This is a genomic window from Polymorphobacter fuscus (assembly GCF_011927825.1).
GTDB classification, from domain to species: Bacteria; Pseudomonadota; Alphaproteobacteria; order Sphingomonadales; family Sphingomonadaceae; genus Sandarakinorhabdus; species Sandarakinorhabdus fusca.
Genome location: NZ_JAATJI010000001.1, coordinates 1091878 through 1110121 on the forward strand (window position 1 = coordinate 1091878; position 18244 = coordinate 1110121).

Annotated in this window: 21 protein-coding genes; 5 read left to right on the plus strand and 16 right to left on the minus strand. The window is 68.9% G+C overall.

Annotation, left to right across the window (positions count from 1 at the left end):
- Positions 1-3: 3 nt before the first annotated feature.
- Complete coding sequence (metC, locus tag GGQ62_RS05195) at positions 4-1212, plus strand: cystathionine beta-lyase (protein ID WP_152576177.1); 1209 nt, start codon at positions 4-6, stop codon at positions 1210-1212.
- Complete coding sequence (locus tag GGQ62_RS05200; RefSeq protein WP_152576176.1) at positions 1213-2217, plus strand: Lnb N-terminal periplasmic domain-containing protein; 1005 nt, start codon at positions 1213-1215, stop codon at positions 2215-2217.
- Here the strand turns inward: GGQ62_RS05200 and GGQ62_RS05205 are convergent.
- Positions 2214-2534 carry a hypothetical protein gene (locus tag GGQ62_RS05205; RefSeq protein ID WP_152576175.1) on the minus strand — a complete coding sequence of 107 codons (321 nt, stop codon included), beginning with the start codon at positions 2532-2534 and terminating at the stop codon, positions 2214-2216. The two genes, GGQ62_RS05200 and GGQ62_RS05205, sit on opposite strands and share 4 nt — an antisense overlap.
- 112 nt (positions 2535-2646) lie before the next feature.
- On the opposite strand from GGQ62_RS05205, the gene GGQ62_RS05210 reads away from it, so the two are divergent.
- Positions 2647-3216, plus strand: coding sequence for a sterol desaturase family protein (locus GGQ62_RS05210; RefSeq protein WP_152576174.1), 570 nt, complete (start codon positions 2647-2649; stop codon positions 3214-3216).
- 11 nt (positions 3217-3227) lie between these two features.
- Here the strand turns inward: GGQ62_RS05210 and GGQ62_RS05215 are convergent, their stop codons facing one another.
- On the minus strand, positions 3228-4160 hold the full coding sequence (locus GGQ62_RS05215) for a phytoene/squalene synthase family protein (RefSeq protein ID WP_243446587.1): 933 nt from the start codon (positions 4158-4160) through the stop codon (positions 3228-3230).
- Entirely contained in the window at positions 4157-5317 is a 1161-nt protein-coding gene (crtY, locus tag GGQ62_RS05220) for a lycopene beta-cyclase CrtY (RefSeq protein ID WP_152576172.1), read from the minus strand. Before crtY ends, GGQ62_RS05215 begins: the two co-directional genes overlap by 4 nt.
- 128 nt (positions 5318-5445) lie before the next feature.
- Here crtY and GGQ62_RS05225 point away from each other — a divergent pair, with 128 nt between their 5' ends.
- Positions 5446-6825, plus strand: coding sequence for a cytochrome P450 (locus tag GGQ62_RS05225; RefSeq protein WP_152576171.1), 1380 nt, complete (start codon positions 5446-5448; stop codon positions 6823-6825).
- A complete protein-coding gene (locus GGQ62_RS05230; protein ID WP_152576170.1) occupies positions 6825-7814 on the plus strand; it encodes an alpha/beta fold hydrolase in 990 nt (329 codons plus the stop codon). The genes GGQ62_RS05225 and GGQ62_RS05230 overlap by 1 nt, the downstream gene beginning before the upstream one ends.
- A 203-nt stretch (positions 7815-8017) precedes the next feature.
- Here GGQ62_RS05230 and GGQ62_RS05235 read toward each other — a convergent pair whose 3' ends face one another.
- From GGQ62_RS05235 to GGQ62_RS05295, 13 genes are all read right to left on the minus strand, one after another.
- Positions 8018-9202, minus strand: a complete 1185-nt coding sequence (locus GGQ62_RS05235) for an OmpA family protein (RefSeq protein WP_167649485.1) — start codon at positions 9200-9202, stop codon at positions 8018-8020.
- A gap of 206 nt (positions 9203-9408) precedes the next feature.
- Positions 9409-9840, minus strand: coding sequence for a DUF2793 domain-containing protein (locus tag GGQ62_RS05240; protein ID WP_152576168.1), 432 nt, complete (start codon positions 9838-9840; stop codon positions 9409-9411).
- Positions 9837-12044: a GTA baseplate fiber-binding domain-containing protein gene (locus GGQ62_RS05245; RefSeq protein ID WP_152576167.1), complete on the minus strand. Its 2208-nt coding sequence runs from the start codon at positions 12042-12044 to the stop codon at positions 9837-9839. Before GGQ62_RS05245 ends, GGQ62_RS05240 begins: the two co-directional genes overlap by 4 nt.
- Before the next feature lie 3 nt (positions 12045-12047).
- Positions 12048-12464 carry a peptidoglycan endopeptidase gene (locus GGQ62_RS05250; RefSeq protein WP_243445946.1) on the minus strand — a complete coding sequence of 139 codons (417 nt, stop codon included), beginning with the start codon at positions 12462-12464 and terminating at the stop codon, positions 12048-12050.
- A gap of 33 nt (positions 12465-12497) precedes the next feature.
- Positions 12498-13319, minus strand: coding sequence for a DUF2163 domain-containing protein (locus GGQ62_RS05255; protein ID WP_152577006.1), 822 nt, complete (start codon positions 13317-13319; stop codon positions 12498-12500).
- A 2-nt stretch (positions 13320-13321) separates the two neighbouring features.
- On the minus strand, positions 13322-15643 hold the full coding sequence (locus GGQ62_RS05260; RefSeq protein WP_152577005.1) for a DUF2460 domain-containing protein: 2322 nt from the start codon (positions 15641-15643) through the stop codon (positions 13322-13324).
- The gene (locus GGQ62_RS05265) at positions 15643-16209 is read right to left on the minus strand and encodes a tail tape measure protein (protein ID WP_152576166.1); all 567 of its coding nucleotides are present in this window, start codon (positions 16207-16209) and stop codon (positions 15643-15645) included. The genes GGQ62_RS05260 and GGQ62_RS05265 overlap by 1 nt, the downstream gene beginning before the upstream one ends.
- Positions 16199-16417, minus strand: coding sequence for a phage tail assembly chaperone (locus GGQ62_RS05270; RefSeq protein WP_152576165.1), 219 nt, complete (start codon positions 16415-16417; stop codon positions 16199-16201). Before GGQ62_RS05270 ends, GGQ62_RS05265 begins: the two co-directional genes overlap by 11 nt.
- Positions 16414-16719 (minus strand): GTA-gp10 family protein, encoded by a 306-nt coding sequence (locus GGQ62_RS05275; RefSeq protein ID WP_152576164.1) that lies wholly within the window; start codon positions 16717-16719, stop codon positions 16414-16416. Before GGQ62_RS05275 ends, GGQ62_RS05270 begins: the two co-directional genes overlap by 4 nt.
- Positions 16716-17123 carry a phage major tail protein, TP901-1 family gene (locus tag GGQ62_RS05280; RefSeq protein WP_152576163.1) on the minus strand — a complete coding sequence of 136 codons (408 nt, stop codon included), beginning with the start codon at positions 17121-17123 and terminating at the stop codon, positions 16716-16718. Before GGQ62_RS05280 ends, GGQ62_RS05275 begins: the two co-directional genes overlap by 4 nt.
- A gap of 192 nt (positions 17124-17315) precedes the next feature.
- The gene (locus tag GGQ62_RS05285) at positions 17316-17699 is read right to left on the minus strand and encodes a DUF3168 domain-containing protein (RefSeq protein ID WP_152576162.1); all 384 of its coding nucleotides are present in this window, start codon (positions 17697-17699) and stop codon (positions 17316-17318) included.
- Entirely contained in the window at positions 17696-17917 is a 222-nt protein-coding gene (locus GGQ62_RS05290; protein WP_152576161.1) for a hypothetical protein, read from the minus strand. Before GGQ62_RS05290 ends, GGQ62_RS05285 begins: the two co-directional genes overlap by 4 nt.
- The gene (locus tag GGQ62_RS05295; protein ID WP_167649486.1) at positions 17914-18240 is read right to left on the minus strand and encodes a head-tail adaptor protein; all 327 of its coding nucleotides are present in this window, start codon (positions 18238-18240) and stop codon (positions 17914-17916) included. The genes GGQ62_RS05290 and GGQ62_RS05295 overlap by 4 nt, the downstream gene beginning before the upstream one ends.
- Positions 18241-18244: the final 4 nt, after the last annotated feature.

The window sequence follows — 18244 nt, forward strand, 5'->3', positions numbered from 1 at the left end:
GAGATGACCAACCGCCGCCAGCCGCCGCATGACCCCGGCCCGGTCGGCATCGGCACCAGGCTGGTCGCCGCCGGGCGCGGCCCCGGCTTTTCGGACGGAATCGTCAACCCGCCGGTCATGCGCGCATCGACGGTGCTGTTCGACAGTCTCGCCGACCTCGATCGGGCAATCGCCGCCCCCGACGCCGGACTCTATTACGGCCGGCGCGGCACCCCGACGCAATGGGCGCTGGAAGACGCGCTGACCGGGCTGGAACCGGGCGCCGCCGGCACCAAATTGTTCCCGTCCGGCGTCGCCGCCATCACCACCGCGCTGCTGGCCGTCGTCGGCGCCGGCGACGATGTGCTGATCACCGACAGCGCCTATGAGCCGACGCGCCAGTTCGCCGACCAGGTGCTGGCGCGCTTCGGTGTCACCACCCGCTATTACGACCCCTGTATCGGCGGTGACATCGCCGCGTTGATCCAGCCCAACACCCGCGCGATCCTGCTCGAATCCCCCGGCTCGCTGAGTTTCGAGATCCAGGACGTGCCCGCCATCACTGCCGCCGCCCGGGCGCGCGGCGTGGTGACGATGCTCGACAACACCTGGGGAACGGCCCTGCGGCTGCAACCGCTGGCGCTGGGCTGCGACATCAGCCTGTCGGCGCTGACCAAATATGTCGGCGGCCACAGCGACCTGCTGATGGGCGCCGCCACCGCCAGCGAAGCGCTGTGGCCACGGCTGAAGGCCGCCACCTACCGGCTCGGCCATCATGTTTCCGCCGACGACGCGGCGCTCGCATTGCGCGGACTGCGCACCCTGGAGGTCCGGCTGGACCGCGCCGAGGCCAGCGCATTGGCGGTGGCGCGCTGGCTCGCCTGGCACCCGGCGGTCGACCGCGTCCTGCACCCGGCGCTGCCGTCGCATCCGGGACACGAATTGTGGAAGCGTGACTTCACCGGGGCGTCGGGGCTGTTCTGTTTCGTCCTCAAACGCGGTCGCCGGGCGCACACCGCCGCTCTCATCGACGGCCTCGTCCATTTCGGTATCGGCTTTTCCTGGGGCGGCTTTGAATCGCTGGTCATCCCCATCCATATCGCGCCGATCCGCACGGTGACGACGGTGCCGTGGAGCGGCCCGATGCTGCGCCTGTCGATCGGCCTCGAAGACCCCGACGACCTGATCGCCGATCTTGCACGCGGGCTGGAACGCTACGAAGCGCAATTCTAGGTGCTGCGCGCCGCCGTGACATTGCTGGCGCTGGTGCCGGCGACGCTGTGGGGCACCATGGCGCTCTGGTCGCGGCTGCCCTTCGCAGCCCCCGCGCGCGGCCTCGTCGCGGGGCTGTTCGCGCTGCTGATGCTGGCGGCGATCGCCCTGCTCTGGCGGCAGCGGCCGCGCGTCGCGCTGGCGATCATCGTGCCGGCATGGGCGGCGTTGCTCGGCTGGTGGTCGACGATCCTGCCATCCGACAATCGGAACTGGCAGCCCGATGTCGCCCAGGTCGCGCGCACCCGGATCGATGGCGATGTGCTGACGGTCGACAATGTCCGCAACTTCACCTGGCGCAGTGACACGGATTTCGACGTCCGCTGGGAAACCCGGCGCTATCGCCTCAGCCAGTTGCAGGGCGCTGACCTGTTCCTGTCCTATTGGGCCGGCGAATCGATCGCCCATGCCATCATCAGCTTCACCTTTGCCGACAGCGACCCGCTCGCCTTCTCGGTGGAGATCCGCAAGGAAAAGGGCGAGGCCTATTCCGCGGTCGCGGGCTTTTTCAAAAGCTATGAACTCGCCGTGCTCGCCGCCGACGAGCGCGATATCGTCAAGGTCCGCAGCACGGTGCTCGGCGAGGATGTGCGTCTGTTCCGGCTCGACATCCAGCGCGCCACCGCGCTTGGCCTGCTGCGCGAATATGCAGCGCTGGCCAATGACGTCCACGCCACCCCGCGCTGGTACAACACACTGATGACCAACTGCACGACGGTGATCTTCGGAATGGCGCGCCGGCTCGATCCGCGCATCCGGCTCGATTGGCGCATCCTGCTGCCCGGTCGGCTGCCATCCTATCTGCGCGAAAAGGCGTTCGTCAGCCGCGCCGTGCCGTTGCCGGAACTGATTGCCCGGTCGCACATCGGCCCGCGGGCCGCCGCGCCGCCGCCCGACCCCGGTTTTTCCAACCGCATCCGGGACGGCGTGCCCGACCCCGCCGGAGCACCGGCGGCACGGCCTTAAAGCACGCAGCCGATACCGGTGCGGACCACTTCGGCGACCAGTGCGTCGTCGCCGCTCTTGTTGAGCGTCGCGGCGATGTCGGACACGGTCATCCGGCCCAGGCGATCGCGGTTCAGGTCACCGATTTCGCCCAGCCTACGCAACTGCCGGGTGTCGAGCCGCTGCGACAGCCGGTCGCCCATGCACTGCGCCTGCGCAGGCGGCACGCCATATTCGGTCAGCTTGCCGGTAATCCGCTGCGCTGGCGTGGCGCAGGCGGCGAGCAGGGCAAGTCCGCCGAACGCCGCCGCACGCACGAAGATGGAATGAACAGGCACGCGGCAAACTCCGACCACAACAGCTTGCCCTTGTGCCACGCCGACCGGTGCCGCGACAAGATGCGTCAAGCCCTGAGGTGCAAAGTCCGGCGCGCCGTCCTATAAGCCCGCCATGCCCATTCTCGACCGCATTCCCTATATCAACTGGTGGCAGGGCGTCCTCGTCGCGCTGCTCGTCGTCGGCATCATGGAGATCGTCGCGATCGTTTCGCACCGCTGGGTCATGCACGGTTTCCTGTGGTCACTGCACAAATCCCACCACGAACCGCGCACCGGGGCGTTCGAGAAAAACGACTGGTTCGCGGTGATGGGGGCGATCCCGTCGATCATCCTGCTGCTGATCGGCACCAGCCAGAACATCCCGATGATCACCGCCATCGGCGCCGGCATCACCGCCTATGGCGCCATATATTTCGGATTTCACGACATCCTGGTCCATCGCCGGGTCAAGCATGGCTGGAATCCCCAGCAGCGCTATCTCAAGCGCATCGTCCAGGCGCACCGCCTCCATCATGTCGTCGAATCGAAGGACGGAACGGTCAGCTTCGGCTTTCTCTACGCCCCGCCGATCCGGGCGCTGAAGGCGCAGCTGGAAGCCAATGGCAAGGGCCGGATCCGGTCATCGGCAAAGATGCGCGCCGAAATGGACATGGTCGACAACGCCGATCACTGGGCGCGCTGAAGCCGGGCCGGTCAGCGCGGCCGGGTCCACAAACCGTCGCGCGGCGGCCCCGGCAGCGGCCAGCGCCGCGCCCGGGTCAGCGTTTCGGCAAAGGCGACCGACACGGCCTGCAGCTTTTCGGCCTTGCTGGTGCTCATGCGATGTTCCAGCCCGTCGGCGCCGGCATCGCGCACCTTGCGGCCGATGCCGCCATAGATTCGCGCCGCCGCCAACACGGCCCAGGCCGCCCGCCGGGACAGCGCCGGCGTGCCGAATTGCGCCGATGCCTCATAGGTTTCGGCAGCGAACACCAGCCGCGCCACCAGCCGCGCCAGCTGCCGGCGATTGGCCGGAAAGGCAAAGCTGTTGGGCAACAGGTCGACACTGGCCAGCCAGTCATCCGGAATATAGCGGCGCCCGTTCATCGCATCCTCGACAACGTCGCGCGCGATATTGTTGAGCTGAAAGGCAATGCCGAGGTCGCAGGCGCGATCGAGGGTCGGCTCGTCATCGGGCGACACCCCCATGACGATCGCCATCATGACGCCGACACAGCCAGCGACATGATAGCAATAGGCAAGCGTATCGTCGAAGGTGCGAAACGGCCGCTCCTCCATGTCGATCCGAAACCCCTCGACCAGGTCGCGCGGATACTGCGGCGGCATCCCGGTTTCCCGCACCACCTGCGCCAGCGCATCATAGGCCGGCACCCCCGTCGGCTGGTCGGCGAGCGCCATTTCGGTCAGCCGTTCGACTTCCGCCAATCGTTCCGCCGGCGGCCGCTGGTCGTCGTTGCGCCCCTGGCCGAGAATCTGGCCATCGATGACATCGTCGGTGTGGCGGCACCAGGCATAGAGCAGCATGGCGCGATCGCGGGTGACCGGATCGAACAACTTCGACGCCAGCGCGAAGCTTTTCGAACCGCGAGCGATTGCGGCGCGGGCGTGGCCGATGACGTCGGTCACAACATGCCCAATTCATATTTTATCAAAGTCGACATCGCCCGCAGCACCGGCAGCGGCGGCTTGCCGCTGAGAATGGTCGTCCAGTCGCGCAGCTTCGGCTGCGCCGCGTAAAATCGTCCGACCAGCGCCTCGTCATGCTCGTAGAAGCGCTCGAGCACGCGGTAGCGTTCGTCGGGCAGCGCCGCCAGGAACAACATGCGGTTGAGCAGCCGGTACATGCCCCGCGCCCGCCAGGCATCGACGCTGTGCCGGCGCACCGCCGCATAGATGGTCGCCGCATCGAGCACCGGCAGCGCGGCAACGAGATCGGCGATCTGCACGGCATCGGGAAAGCTGTAACCCGTCACCGGGTGGAACATGCCCGATCGCAGGCCGACCCGCGGCACGCCTTCATCGCCTTCATCCCAGAAGGCCTCGATATCACCGCCGATGCCGAGCGGCAGGATGCCATGTTCCTCGCGGTGCGTCGCAACGATCGTCCACCCCTGCGCCTCGGCATAATCGGCCAGGTGCTGGCGCAGCAGGTCGAGCGACAGATCGGCACCGTCGCTGAAATAGGTATCCTCGATCAACAGCCGGGTCGGACCAAAGGGCAATGTGTAGATGAAGCGATAACCGTCACGCTGCGGGACGGTCGCATCCATTATGATCGGCCCGGTCAGCCCATGCGGCGCCGCCAGTTCGACTTCGATGCCGAGAAACTTCTGCCAGCGCAGGTCGAGCGCCTTGGTCGGCCCCTGGCCGCGCCCGTCGATCACCGCACCGGCGGTCAGCACCCGCTGATCAGCAAGTGTCACCGATGTCGGCGTCAACGCCACGACGGGCATCGACGTGAAGATCGCCGCCGGCGGCAGCGCTTCGGTCACCGCCGCTGCCAGCCGTTCCGACGTGGCGCTGCCATAGCCCGATTCCAGCCGCCGCTGCAGGCGGGGGAAGCGGACTTCATAATGTTCCCAGCGATGCTCGAACAGCGGCGCCGTCCAGCGCTGCTGTTCGGGTGACAGATCGCCGGTGAACGACGACCAGGTATGATTGCCGCCAAGAACATCGCCCGTTTCCACGATCGCGACGCGCACGTCGGGGCGCACCTGCGCCAGGCGCAAGGCAATCAAGCCGTTGGCGAGACCACCGCCGGCCAGGATGATGTCGAAGTCCACAACATTGTCATAGGCAAGCGCGCGGCGCAGCGAAAGCCCGGCCGCGTCACCACGTCGCGCAAGCCTTGCGTTCCGATTGCCCTTCCTGTTGCATTTGCGTATCACTTGTCCGCAAACAGGAGACGCGCATGAACGCAGCCGCCAGGGTTTCGGCCTTTGTTCCGGATGATCTTCCGGAACCGACCTTCGCCGATCTCGCGCATCTGCCGGGCATGCAGCCGGCGCGCATCCGCATGTTGCGCACCATCAAGTTCCTTCAGGACCCGTTGGGCCGAAGCAAGGCGATGGTCGACGATTATGGCCGGGTGTTCCGGCGCCAGGATTTCGGCGGCTGGGGCGTGTCGCTGATCGGCCCCGAAGCCAATGAGCTGGTGCTGTTCAACAAGGACAAGATCTTCTCGTCCGCGCTGGGGTGGAACCCGGTGCTGGAAAATCTGTTCCCGCACGGCCTGATGCTGATGGATTTCGACGAGCATCGCATCCACCGCAAGGCGCTGTCGGTCGCCTTCAAGACCGAACCGATGCGCCATTACCTCGGTGAACTGAACAGCGGCATCGTCCGCGGCATCGGCAGCTGGTCCGGGGCGCCGGAATTCCGATTCTATCCGGCGATCAAGGCGCTGACGCTCGACCTCGCCGCCGCGTCCTTCCTGGGCGTGCCATGGGGGCCGGACGCCCAAAAGATCAACAAGGCGTTCGTCGACATGGTGCTGGCGTCCGTCGCCGTGGTTCGCAAGCCCTTGCCGCTGACGCAGATGCGCCGCGGCGTCAAAGGGCGCGAATATATGTCCGCCTTTTTCGGTCGGGAGATCCCGAAACGCCGCGGCGTGACCGGGGACGATATCTTCACCCAGATCTGCAACACCACCGACGACGAGGGCGTGCTGCTGACCGACCAGGCGATCATCGATCACATGAATTTCCTGATGATGGCCGCCCACGACACGACCACGTCATCGATCAGCTCGACGGTGCATTTCCTCGGCACCCACCCCGAATGGCAGGATGCGATCCGCGCCGAAATTCATGCCGTGAAGGCCCGGACCGGCGGCGAACTGACCTACGAGAGCCTTGGCGATCTGGAAACCATCGAGCTGGTGTTCAAGGAATCGCTGCGGCTGATCCCGCCGGTGCCATCGATGCCGCGCCGCGCGCTCAAGGATTTCGTCTTCATGAACCACCGGATTCCCGCCGGCTCGCATGTCGGCGTCAACCCGATGATGACGCACCGCCTCCCCGACGTCTGGCCCGACCCGGAGCGCTTCGATCCGCTGCGCTTCACGGCCGAAAACAGCCGGGGTCGCCACAAATACGCCTGGGTGCCCTTTGGCGGCGGTGGCCATATGTGCCTGGGGTTGCACTTTGCCTATATGCAGGTGAAGTCGTTCTTCTTCCATCTGCTGGCGGACAATTGCATCGTGCTGTCAGACAGTTATTCCGGCGAATTCAGCATGTTCCCGATTCCAAAGCCCAAGGATGGCCTGCCGCTGCGGATCGAGCGGATCTGATGCCGGCAACCCGGCGGCGCTGGCCGCGGCGTCTTGCCATCGGCGCCGCCGTGGTGGTGGGCGTGCCGGTCGTGCTGTGGCTGGCATTTCGCGTCGACGACATTCCCGTGGCGACGTTGCGCGCCAAATATGGCAGCCCGGCCTCGCAATATGTGACGCTGGCACCCGGCACGGTGATCCATCTGCGCGATGAGGGACCACGCAACGGCTTTCCGGTCGTGCTGTTGCACGGCTCGAATGCCTCGCTTCACACCTGGGAGCCCTGGGTCGCCCGGTTGCAGTCGCGCTTTCGCGTCATCACCTTCGATTTCCCGGCGCATGGCCTGTCGGGCCCGGTCCCGTCGCGGGATTATTCGACGCAATCCTATGTCGCCATCACCGAAAAGGTCGCGGCCCATCTCGGCCTCACCCGCTTCGCACTCGGCGGCAATTCGATGGGCGGCGGTGTGGCATGGCGGTATGCGGTGGCCCACCCCGACCAGGTGGCAGCGCTCATCCTCATCGATGCGTCGGGGCAACCACCCCAGACCCGCAGCACATCGGTCCCACTCGGTTTCCGCCTCGCCAACACACCGGTGTTGCGCGAAGTCGCAGCAACCGTGACCCCCCGCAGCCTGATCGAGCGCTCGTTCAAGCAATCGGTCGCCGTCCAGTCGATCGCCACACCGGCGATGATCGATCGCTATTGGGAGTTGCTGCGCTACCCCGGCAATCGCGAGGCGACGCTCGATCGCTTCGGCGGCTACAACCCGGCGGAACCCGCCGACGCCTTGTCGCGGATCACGGCGCCCACACTGATCCTCTGGGGCCGTGAGGATCACTTCATCCCCGTCGAATCCGCCGACTGGTTCGCCCGGCAAATGCCCGGCGCCCGCCTCGTGATCCTCGATGAGGTCGGCCATCTTCCGATGGAGGAGGCACCGGACAGGGCCCTCGCTCCGGTGCTGGCCTTGCTCGATCCATTGGTCGGCACCGACACGCCGCGATAGGTTCGGCGTTCAGAGAGCCTCCGGCGGGCAGGGCCAGCGGCCCTGCACCCGCTTGTCTCGTGTCGATCCTGCCGATGCGGGCGCCAGTCTCATACCCCCGGCATAAACTGGTCGGCATCTCCCTTTTCTCTTGCGCCCGAACCCGGGTACAAAAAAAGGGCCGCCCCGAAGGACGGCCCAATTCTTTGCTGCGTCTGCCTGCCTTACTGGGGCGTGCAGTTCGTCAGGTTCGGCTGCGGAGCACCGCTGAAGGTGATTTCCACACGGCGGTTCTGCGGTTCGCGGACACCATCGGCGGTTTCGACCAGCAGGCGGGTTTCACCAAAGGCTTCGGTCACCATCGCGGCTTCCGGAACACCCTTGCCAGCCAGGTAAGCCTTCACCGAGTCGGCGCGGCGCTGCGAGAGGCGCATGTTGTACTCGGCGGTACCCGACGTATCGGCGTGACCGGCGAGAGCGACATTGGCCTGGCCGGTTGCAGCGAACTGCTCGGCGGCACGGTCGAGGATCGCGGCAGCTTCAGCCGTGATCAGCGACTTGTCCCAATCGAAGAACACCAGGAACGGCCCAGGCGTCACAGCGGCAGGCGGGCAAGGCGGCAGAGCAACCGGAGCCGGCGGCGGCGGCGGCGGCGGCGGCGGAGCAGCCGGCTCGAAGAAGTTGTACGACAGCGTCAGCAGCAGACTGTGGCTGCGATACCGCGTCTGCGTGGCCAGACCATTGGTCGTGAAGGTGTCAACATTGTCGACGTTGAAGAAACGATAACGCAGACCCAAGTCAACATGGTCGGAAAGCGGCTTGTAAACGCCGGCCAGCACCTGCCATGCGACACCCGTGTCGCTGTCGTCGATCATCGCTGCGCCCGGGCTGACCAGCTGATAGTTGCTGTGCTGGACACGTGCGATACCGACACCGCTGCCGACATAGGCGCCGACATCGCTGCCCTGGCCGCCGAAGTCGAACATGCCGTTCGCCATAAACGACAGGACGCGGGCATTGCCGTCAGCGGCATTGTATGTGCCGACCGGCGGCGTGCGAGCAACCAGCGTCGTTGCCGGTGCGGTCGCAACGCCATAGAACACCGGCGGCAGCGCGCCTTCGACGATCATGTTGCGGATTTTGTTGGCCTTGTAGGCCACTTCGAATTCCGCCCGGAACATGCCGAAGTCGTAGCCGATGTTGCCACCGACGTCATAACCGATCTTGTGGCGTGCCCGGAGGGCTTCCTCGGAGACGACAGTTGCCGCCGCATTGCGAACGTCGAACAGCTCGTTCTGGACGAGGTTGGGACCAGCTTCGACGCCGATATACCAAGCCTGATCCTTTGCCATCACCGGCCCGCTGAGCGCCGTCGTGGCAAGCACCATTGCGGCAACGAATTTGCGCATTGTCATCCCCTTAAAACTCCATTCACTAGATCAGGCTTGCAGAACTATTAGCCTAGTCACTTGGACCGGCGCAAGCATCGAATAGAGCAGTCTGTTGCTGACTTGCAACAGTGAAAGAGGGAACGGACTGCATATTCAGGCGCATTCGGCCAAAGAATGACAGTTTGCACATCAAACGCCGTCAGCAAAGCGGCGATTTCCGCCCGTCATTCGGCATCGGCCACCCCGCCCGTCGACAGCGGCACCGCGGATGCACCGAACGCACGCTGCCCGGCACCGCTGGCCAACGGTCCAGCGGCCGATGCCAGGGCCAGCCAACCATCGCCCGAAAAGACTGCAAGGATCGCCTCATCGGCAATCCATGCCAGGCACCCCTCCCGAACGCCGACAATGGTCCAGCCGCCACCGACGAAGGTCGCCAGCCGGCCCTCCTCCCCGGCCCATGCGCCCGTCGCCGCCGGTCCGACGATATAGCTGTCCCCGGCAACCGGCGCTGCCGGCGGCTCCGAAACTGCCCGGCTCGACACCGCCAGGTGCAACAGGCGGTCGATCGCGCCGATTGCCTCGTTGTGCGTCACCTCCTTCTGGGCCTGTCCGGCGGCCAGCAGCGGCAGTCCCCAGCGCATCGTTTCGCTCATAAGTCGTCCTCCGGAATGGTGTCGAGACGGATGATTGCCGGTGCCCCGGGCCCCGTATCGGCGCTCAGCTGCATCACTTCGATGTCGATCGCCGCCGACCCGACGGCCGGCACGACCAGGCGCGGCTCGGTCACCCTGGCCTCGTGGACGACCATGCCAGCGGCGCGCACCGTCACAAGATAGACCTCGCTGCTCTCCCCCAAGGGCGCATCGACAAAGTCGGTCCAGCCAAAGCCGCTGCGGCTGCGCCGGGTCCAGCTGATCACCAGATCATCGCCCATGCGCTGTGCCGTCAGATGCGCCGGCGACAGCGGGCGCAGGGCCGCGCCGCCGACGGTGAACAGCACCGGCGCCGTCGCTTCGTCGTCGCGGCCCCGCGGCCGTGCTCGCCCGGCGCGGCCGAGCATTTCCACCGGCGGGTCGAACGCCAGCATGCGCCCGGGCTCAATCAGCACGAAGCGTTCGCCGATGCCGTGCCCGGCCGTCTCGGCCTCCGTGCCCCTGCGTCCGCGCAGCAACCCCGACAGGCGGAACCGCCGCTCGCCGATGGACTCGGCCGTGGCAAACTGGATCAGTTCGCGGCCGACCAGCGCCAGATTGCCCCCGGCCAGCACCGATCCCTCCGGCCGCCCTTCGAGCCAGTCGCGCCCGCTGAGCAGTTCGACATCCACCGTTCCGCGCCGGTCCCAGGCATCGGGGGCAGCGTCCGCGAGCGCCGTCAGCGTCGTGCCGATGACGGTGCCGCCCTCGAGCGTGCCGATGTCGTCATAACTGACCCCATTGTCGCTGCTGATCGCGACCCCGGCGCGCCGCCATCCGGCCCCGGCACCGTTGCCGGCAATCCACAGCCGCGGCGTCGTCGCCGCCTGCCCTGGCAGCGGCGGCAGGTCGAGCACCAGCAGCTGGGTCGGCCCTGCCGGCTGATCGTCGAACACCAGCGCGCGGCCACCGTCCGCCGGTCGCGCCGCGGCGCCGGCCGGGGCCGCGTCCGCCGCCGTCCGCTCGACATCGAGCGAGACGACGAAATTCTCGAACCGCGCCTCGCGGATCCGCCAGGCCTCCGCCGCCGGGCCGATCCGCACCAGCATCCCGGGCACCAGCCCGACATGCCGCCATGACAGCCGCAACGTCTGGCGGGTCCGGCCGAGCTGCCCTGCCATTAATAGCCGGATCGCCAGCGCCTTGGCCTCGACCGGGCTCATCGCCGCCGATACCCCGCGCTGGTCGACAATCGGCACCGCCGATCGCCGGGCGCGCTGCAGTCCGGGCTGATAATCGCGGCTGCTGTCGTAGAAGGACAGTTCGAGGCAGCCTGGCGCCGCATCGGCCGCGCCGCGCCGACGCCGTTCCGCCACGCGGGCGGCACCCGGCCGATGGGCGTCGACGGCATCGGGCGCGATGGTCACCACATCACGGCCCGACCCGGTCACGATCGTCTGCGCCCCGCTGGACACCGCCGCGTCCGAAATCGCGATCAGCGGCGCCACCGCTTCGGCCAGGCTGCCGGCGCGGCCGGCAACATGGCCGGTCAGCGCTGGAAAGCCCCCGGCCGTCGCCAGCACCGCACCGCACGACGCCGCCAGCGCGCCGATCGCCGTGCCGGCGTCGATGGCACCGTCATCGGCGATGATCTCGAAGGTCAGGTTGGGAATGCGATTGCCATAGTCCGCGAGCGGCAGATCCTCGAACACCGCATAGGCCAGCCCGCGATAGGCCGGCGCCCCGCCGGCGCCTTCCACCGCGGCGATCAGCGGGTCGACCGGCTGGTCGCCGCCGCCATCGTGCAGCCGCATCGTCACCGGCGTCAAAAAGGCCCCATCGGCATCGCGGATGACCTTGCCATCGGCCCAGATCCGCCCCACCCCCAGGATCGGCCGCGCCACCAACCCGACCGCGAACGACGCCGAATAGCTGTAGCTGGTCGTCGCCGGGCCGCTGCGCTTGCCGCCGCCCGCGGCCGCCTCTTCCCTGATGCCGCTCGTCCAGATCAGGTTGCCGGCCGTCCGCATGCGCCCGACGATAATGGGGATCGGCTCGCCATAGGCGGCGCTCTGCACCTGCGGGTTGCTGATGCGGCCTTGCTCGCGCGGCCGCCCGCCGCCGAACAGGCTGCGATCGAGCAGCCCGCCCACCGCCGCGCCGAAGATGCCGCCGATCGGCCCGGCGAACACCCGCCCGACCGTGCCCAGGATCAAGGTCGCCATGGCTCAGCGCACGCCCGGCAGGCGCCAGGCGCCGATCACGGTCCAGGCAGGGTCCATCGGTCCCTCCACCACCCGACCGATCCCGGCGTGCGCCTGCACCATGCCGGCCGGCGTCACGATGCCGAAATGCCGCTGGCGGGATGCAGGCGCGAACAGCATGACATCGCCCGGCAGACTTGGCTTCACCGGGCAACAGCCGTGGCGCGCCAGCAGCGCCGCCACATCGGGCAGGTCCCCGCCCAGCCGATAGGCCGGCGCGGTCACCGCGATCCCCGCGGCGGCTGCGGCGATCAGCACGACGCCGACGCAATCCAGCCCCCGCCCCGCCACCCGCCCCTGCGGGCGAAAGCGCGTGCCGACGCACGCCCGCGCCGCCGCCACCACGGCCGGCCAGCGCGGCATCTCCGATGCCTCAACCATCTTCGCGATCCTTTGAAAAATGGGCTCGCCCGGTCAGACGCCGCCGAACCGGGTCAGCATGTCGTTGCCGGGCACATGCGGTTCGCCGCGAAAATTGGCGGCATTGTCGAAGCGCGACCGGCAGGTGGCAAAGCGCTTGTCGCACCCCTGCCACAGCTGCACCGGCGTCGCGGCGGCGAGCGCCAGCGGCTCGTCAAGCTGCAGGCGTCCCGCCGCCACGCCGATGATCCGCCGCTCGATCCCGGCCATCACGCCATCGAGAACCCGCAGCCGGCCCTCGACAAAATCCTCGAGCGCCATTGCCGCCGCCACCGCCACGCCGCCGTCATCGCCATGCGCCGGCGCCCGCAGCGTCCGCCCGCGCATGGCGATGCGGCAGCGCCGGTCGCCCAGCTCGGTGCGGCATTCGGGGGCATAGCTTTCGATCGCCGTGACCGTCAGCGCCGCGGTCGGCCCGCGCAGCGTCGCCACGAAACCGCTGTCGGCATCGCCGCCGGCGTCGACGGCACCCAGCGTGCCGCGCGCCAGCAGCTGCTGCCCGGCATCGGGGTCGCGCCAATCGACGAGGAACAAGCGCACCGCCGCGCCATCGAAGCGCCCGGCCGCCAGATCGGCGGCCGAAATCGCGTCGGCGGTCAGCGCGCCGGCCACATCCATCGTATCGACCTCCAGGTCGTCATTGCCGACGACGGCCGATGGCGCGATGCCGGGCGCGCTTTCGAAACGCAGCCCGGCCACCGTCAGCGCCCGGTCATGCGTCGTGAACCCCAGTGCCACGCCGTCGCGGCGCACGACGCGCCAGCACAGCGCCAGCCAGGTCAGGTCGGCGGTCAGCCGGTCGCCAAGCGCAGCCATGCTCAAGCCTCCCGCAGCTCGACGAGCGGCACCGACGGCAATTCCCCCGCCCGCCAGCCGGCGATGGAGACATCGATGCGGTCGGCGGCAAAGCGCACCGGCACATCGAATTCATAGCCCGCGGTGACCACGGCCCCCGGCGGCGGCGGCACGTCGAAATCCACCTGCCCCAGGTCCGCCAGCTGCCAGCCGCTCGCCTGCACCACGCCGTCGATCGCCACCACCACGCTGCCGGCGACCGGCCGGGTGATCCGCCGCACCTGCACATCGTCGCCGTCGCCATAGTGCCGCACCAGGGCAAAGCGCGTCGTGCCGCCATCGCCGATGCCCAGCTGCGCATCAGTCGCCGCCACCGCGGCGCCGCTTCCCGACCGATGGTCGATCGGATCGCGAAAGCGAAAGCCGTGCGCCTGGCCGCGCCGCGCCCGGAAAAAGGCCACCAGCAACGCCAGGTCAGCCTCCGACCTGATGCCGACCCCGGCGTCGTAATGCACCAGCGCGTCGCTCCACTGGCTGTTGCGCTGTTCGTGCCCCGATCCGGTGACGACGATCTGGGTCGAAAATTCCGGGCCGCCCGCCGCGCCGAAACCCAGCTGCAACGGAAAGCGGACGTCGTGAAAACTGGCCATGCTGTCCTCGCCGATGATCTCGAATGCGGTAAAGCCGTCGCGCGCCACCTGCGGCCACGCCCAGACGAAGCTGTCGGCAACGCCGCGCGCCATCGAGGCTGCGGCCGCGTCGGCAATCGCCGGCCAATGGCCGGTCTGCGTCGCGAAGCCGGAAAAATAATGTTGCCGGTCGATCGGATAGCCCAGCCGCTCGGTCACCGCGTCGCGCGCCCGGCGCTGGCCACCGGCGTCGCCGCCGGTGACGAAATCATAATCCTCGAGCTGCAGCACATCGAACGCCGGCCACGCCCAGGCCGATGGCATGTTGGCGCGGATCAGCTCGGGCGCATCGCCGCCCAGCACCTGCGGCGCATAAAACAGCAGCAGCATTTCGCAGCCCGGCATGGCCGCCCGTACCGCATCGCGCAGCGCCAGCGTCGCCCGCCCGAGCAGACCGCCGCACCAGTCGAGAAAGGCCCGCTCGGCCGCCGTCGTCACCGCCCGCACATCGGCGATGGCGGGCGCCGGCTGGCCGGTCTCGGCCCCATGCAGCGCCAGCGTCGCGGCATCGTACAGGCACGGCCGATGGTCCGGCCCTACCCACCACCAGGGCTCGCCGATCTGGAAGCGCGGCGCCGCCCCGGCTTCGACCGCCAGCGCGACGAACGCCACCGCCACCGCCTGCAACCACGCCATCGCCCCGGGCTGTGCCGGCGACAGCAGCGCCGATGGCGGCACATAGCCCGTCGCCGATCGCGCCCCGAACAGGTCGCGCTGCGCCCAGTCGTCGGGGCACAGCGGGTCGAGCAGCTCGAACGACAGCGACAGGATCGGCGCGAAGCCCAGTGCCACCGCCCGCGCCAGGAAATCGCGGTGCCAGGCCAGCGCCGGGCCGCACAGCGGCACCGCCGGGTCGACGCGATAGCCCACCCCGTCCCAGCGCAGCGCCGGGAAATGGCTCATCCCGACATAATGCACCAGCGCGCCGCGATAGCCGAGCGCGAACATCCCCTCGATCAGCCGCTCGGGCGTCTGGTTGTAGCTGTCGTCATAGCCGCTCGCGATGCGCAGCCGGTGCGGCGGCACAAAGGCGTCGCCCACCGCCAGCACCGACCCCGATCCCTCGGCACGGATCGCCGTCAGCCGCACCTGCGCGTCCACCGGCGCCGGCAGCGGCGTGTCGCTGCCGTCAAACCCCGGCGGCACCAGCGAAATGAACATCCGGTCGATATCGCCGGCCCAGACCGGGTCGGATTCCTCGGGATGCAGGAACCCGCCGGCCAGCGCATCGAAATCGAGCCGGACGACGGCGGCGTCGGGCGCGCCGTCGGCATAGTTCCACAGCCGCACATACCAGCTGCGCGGCACCCCCGCCGCATCGCGCCCCTCGATCGTCAGCACCGGGCCGTTGACGACATCGAGCGGCCGCACGCCGCCGTTGCCTTGCCAGGTGAACGACAGCACCGTCCCGCGGTAATCGCGCGACGTCGCCAGCGCCAGCAGCGGATGGCTCAGCCGGTCCTCCGATTCCCAGATCAGCCCGGCCAGGTCGCTGCGCCGCAGGAACTGCAGGTCGACTGTCAGCGCGTCGGCGCCCGCTGTCGTCACCGCGGCCATCATCGGCCGCGGAAAATCGACCAGCCAGTACCGCGGGTCGAACCGCTTTGCCCACCCCGCCTGCCCCTGGTCGGCAGCGCTCGCCAGCCAGTGCCGCATCATGCCTCGGCCCTCGCCAGCGCCTGGCGCACGGCGCGCGCCACCTGGTTCGCCGTCTGGCCCATCACCGCCGCACTCGCCTCGCGCGGCGCCGCGACGTTGATCGTCACATTCACCGCGCCGCGCCCGCGCGCCATCGTCTCCACCCGCCCTGCCGCCGCCGGCACGAACAGCTCGGGCCCGCGCTCGCCGACCAGATAGGGCCGCCCACCGCTCACCGGTCCCCCCGTCGCCCGCCCCGGCGCGCCGAACAACGATCCGACCGCGCCGATCAGCGAGGCGATGCCGCCGCCCGCCGCACCGGCCCCGATATTGGCCTTCACTGCATTGGCGGCGATATCGGCCAGCGCCGTGACCGCGACCCGGCGCAGATCCTCGAAACCGAACTTGCCGGTCGCCGCCGCCCGCGTCAGCGCCCGTTCGATGCTGCTGCCGGCGCGGTCGATCCCCGCCGTCAGCGGCCCATCGACCTCGCGGCGGATGTCGTTGATCCCGGCCATGAAGCCGCTGGTATCGGCGCGCACCCGCACCACCAGCGTGTCGAGGTCGATGCCCTCATTCGTCATCGGGAAATGCCTCCATCAATTGCGCCAGCATCCCGGCATCGCCGGGCGCCGCGTCCGTCAGGTCCAGCCCCAGCGCCGTGCGCAGATCGGCCGGCGTCGCCGCCCAGAAATCGTCCGGCCGCCAGCCCAGCGCCGCCGCCGCCACCCGCGCCGCGACACGGGCCGCGTCGCAGAAGCTTGCCGCCTCCGCGGCAGGGGCGAACCTCATCGCCCCGCCAGCACCTGGCCGAGCAGCACGCGCAGCGCCGGCGTCACCGCCACGATCCCGGCTTCGACCAGCGCCTCGCAAAAGGCGGCGCGCGTCATCGCCGGCGCGTCGAGGCAATGCCACAACAGCGCCGCCATCTCGGCCAACGTCAGCCCGCCGGCGGCAGCGCGCTCGACCAGCGCGAACAGCGGCCCCAATTCGGCTTCCGCCGCGACCAGCGCCGCAAAACTCGGCCGCAGCCGCAGCTCGGCACCCGCCAGCGCCAGCACCGCCTCGCCGCGCACGGCATTGGCGCCGCTCATGCCGACACCACGCCGCCGGAGCTTTCCAGCGCCAGCGTGTAGGTCCGCTCGCCGTTGAAATCGCCGGCGTAATCGAGCCGGGTGATGAGGAATTTCGCCGTCACCGTCGCGCCGCTTTCAAAGCTGACGCGGTAATCGTCGATGACCCCCGCCAGCGCATTGGCCTTGATCCGTGCCTCGGCCGCAGACCCGGTGAACACCCCCGACCCGCTGATCGACACCGACCGCACCCCCGCCCCGCCGAGCAACTCGCGCCAGCCGCCCGACCCCTGGTTGGTGACAACGACACTGTCGGCGTTGATCGCCATCTGCGTCGTGCGCAGCCCCGCCACGGTCGTGAACCCCGGCGGCACCGCGCCGTCCCCCACCTTCAGCAAAAAGGCACTGCCCTTTTCCATCGCCATGATCCTGGTCCTTTCATTGCTTTGGCCGTCACCCCCGCGCAGGCGGGGGTCCATCTCCGGAACTTCGAAAATCGCCCCGACCCAACCCCGCTCACCCCGAGCGAAGTCGAGGGGCACTCGCCCCATCGTTCGAGCGTCCCTCGACTTCGCTCGGGATGAGCGGATCTGTTTCAGCGCCTCAAAAGCCGGCGCCTAATCCGCCACCGTCCGCACCCGGAACTCGACGATCCCCTGCGTCCACCCCTCGGCATCGGTCAGCACCAGCTGCCGCAGCAGCAACGCCGACACGATGCGATGCCCGTCCTGCATGCCGCCCAGCGTCGCCAGCCGCGCCGCCACCGCGCCCATAACCGCCTTCGCCGCCGCCGTCCCCGGCCCCGCATCCCAGACGTTGATCGCCAGCCGGTGCTCGTGACCGACTTCGGTCTTGGTGCTCCAGTCGGTGACCAGGTCGCTGCCGATCACCAGATAGGGCGGCACCGCATCGACCGGCGGGCCGTCATACACCCCCGTCACCCCCGCCACCCCGGCCAGCGCCGCCGCCACCCGCTTCTGCACCATCAGGCTCGCACTCATCCCCGTCCCTCCACCAGCGCCGCCAGCCGCGGGTCGGGCCCGCGCCGGCGGCTGCCGAACAGCCGCGCCACCAGCCCCGGCGCCGTCAGCCGCACCGCGCCACCCTCCGCAATCACCGTCACCTCGGGCGCGCCGGCCGCCACCCGCGCCGCCAGATCCGCCACCGCCCGCGCCGTCGCGGCATCGGCCAGCCGGCCGGCCGCTTCGTTGCCCGTCATCCGACCCGCGCCTCGCAGCGCAGCACCGTCCGGTCCGGCCGGCGCGGGTCGCTGTCGATGCTCAGCACCGCCAGCCACTGGCCCCGCCAGACCAGGCGCGAGGTCAGCCCCAGGTCGGGGTTTGCCCGCAGCGTCACCCGCCACCGGCGCCGCGACCGCCGCGCCTCGCCCTGCGCCGTGCCATTGCCGTCGGGCACGATCGCCGCCCATGCCGACCCCGCCGCCTGCCACGCCCCGACGCTCGATCCGCTGTCGTCGCGGACATCGACAAAGCGCTCGATCGCCACGCGCTCGACCAGCGCGCCGCTCAATTCCTCGCCCATGGTC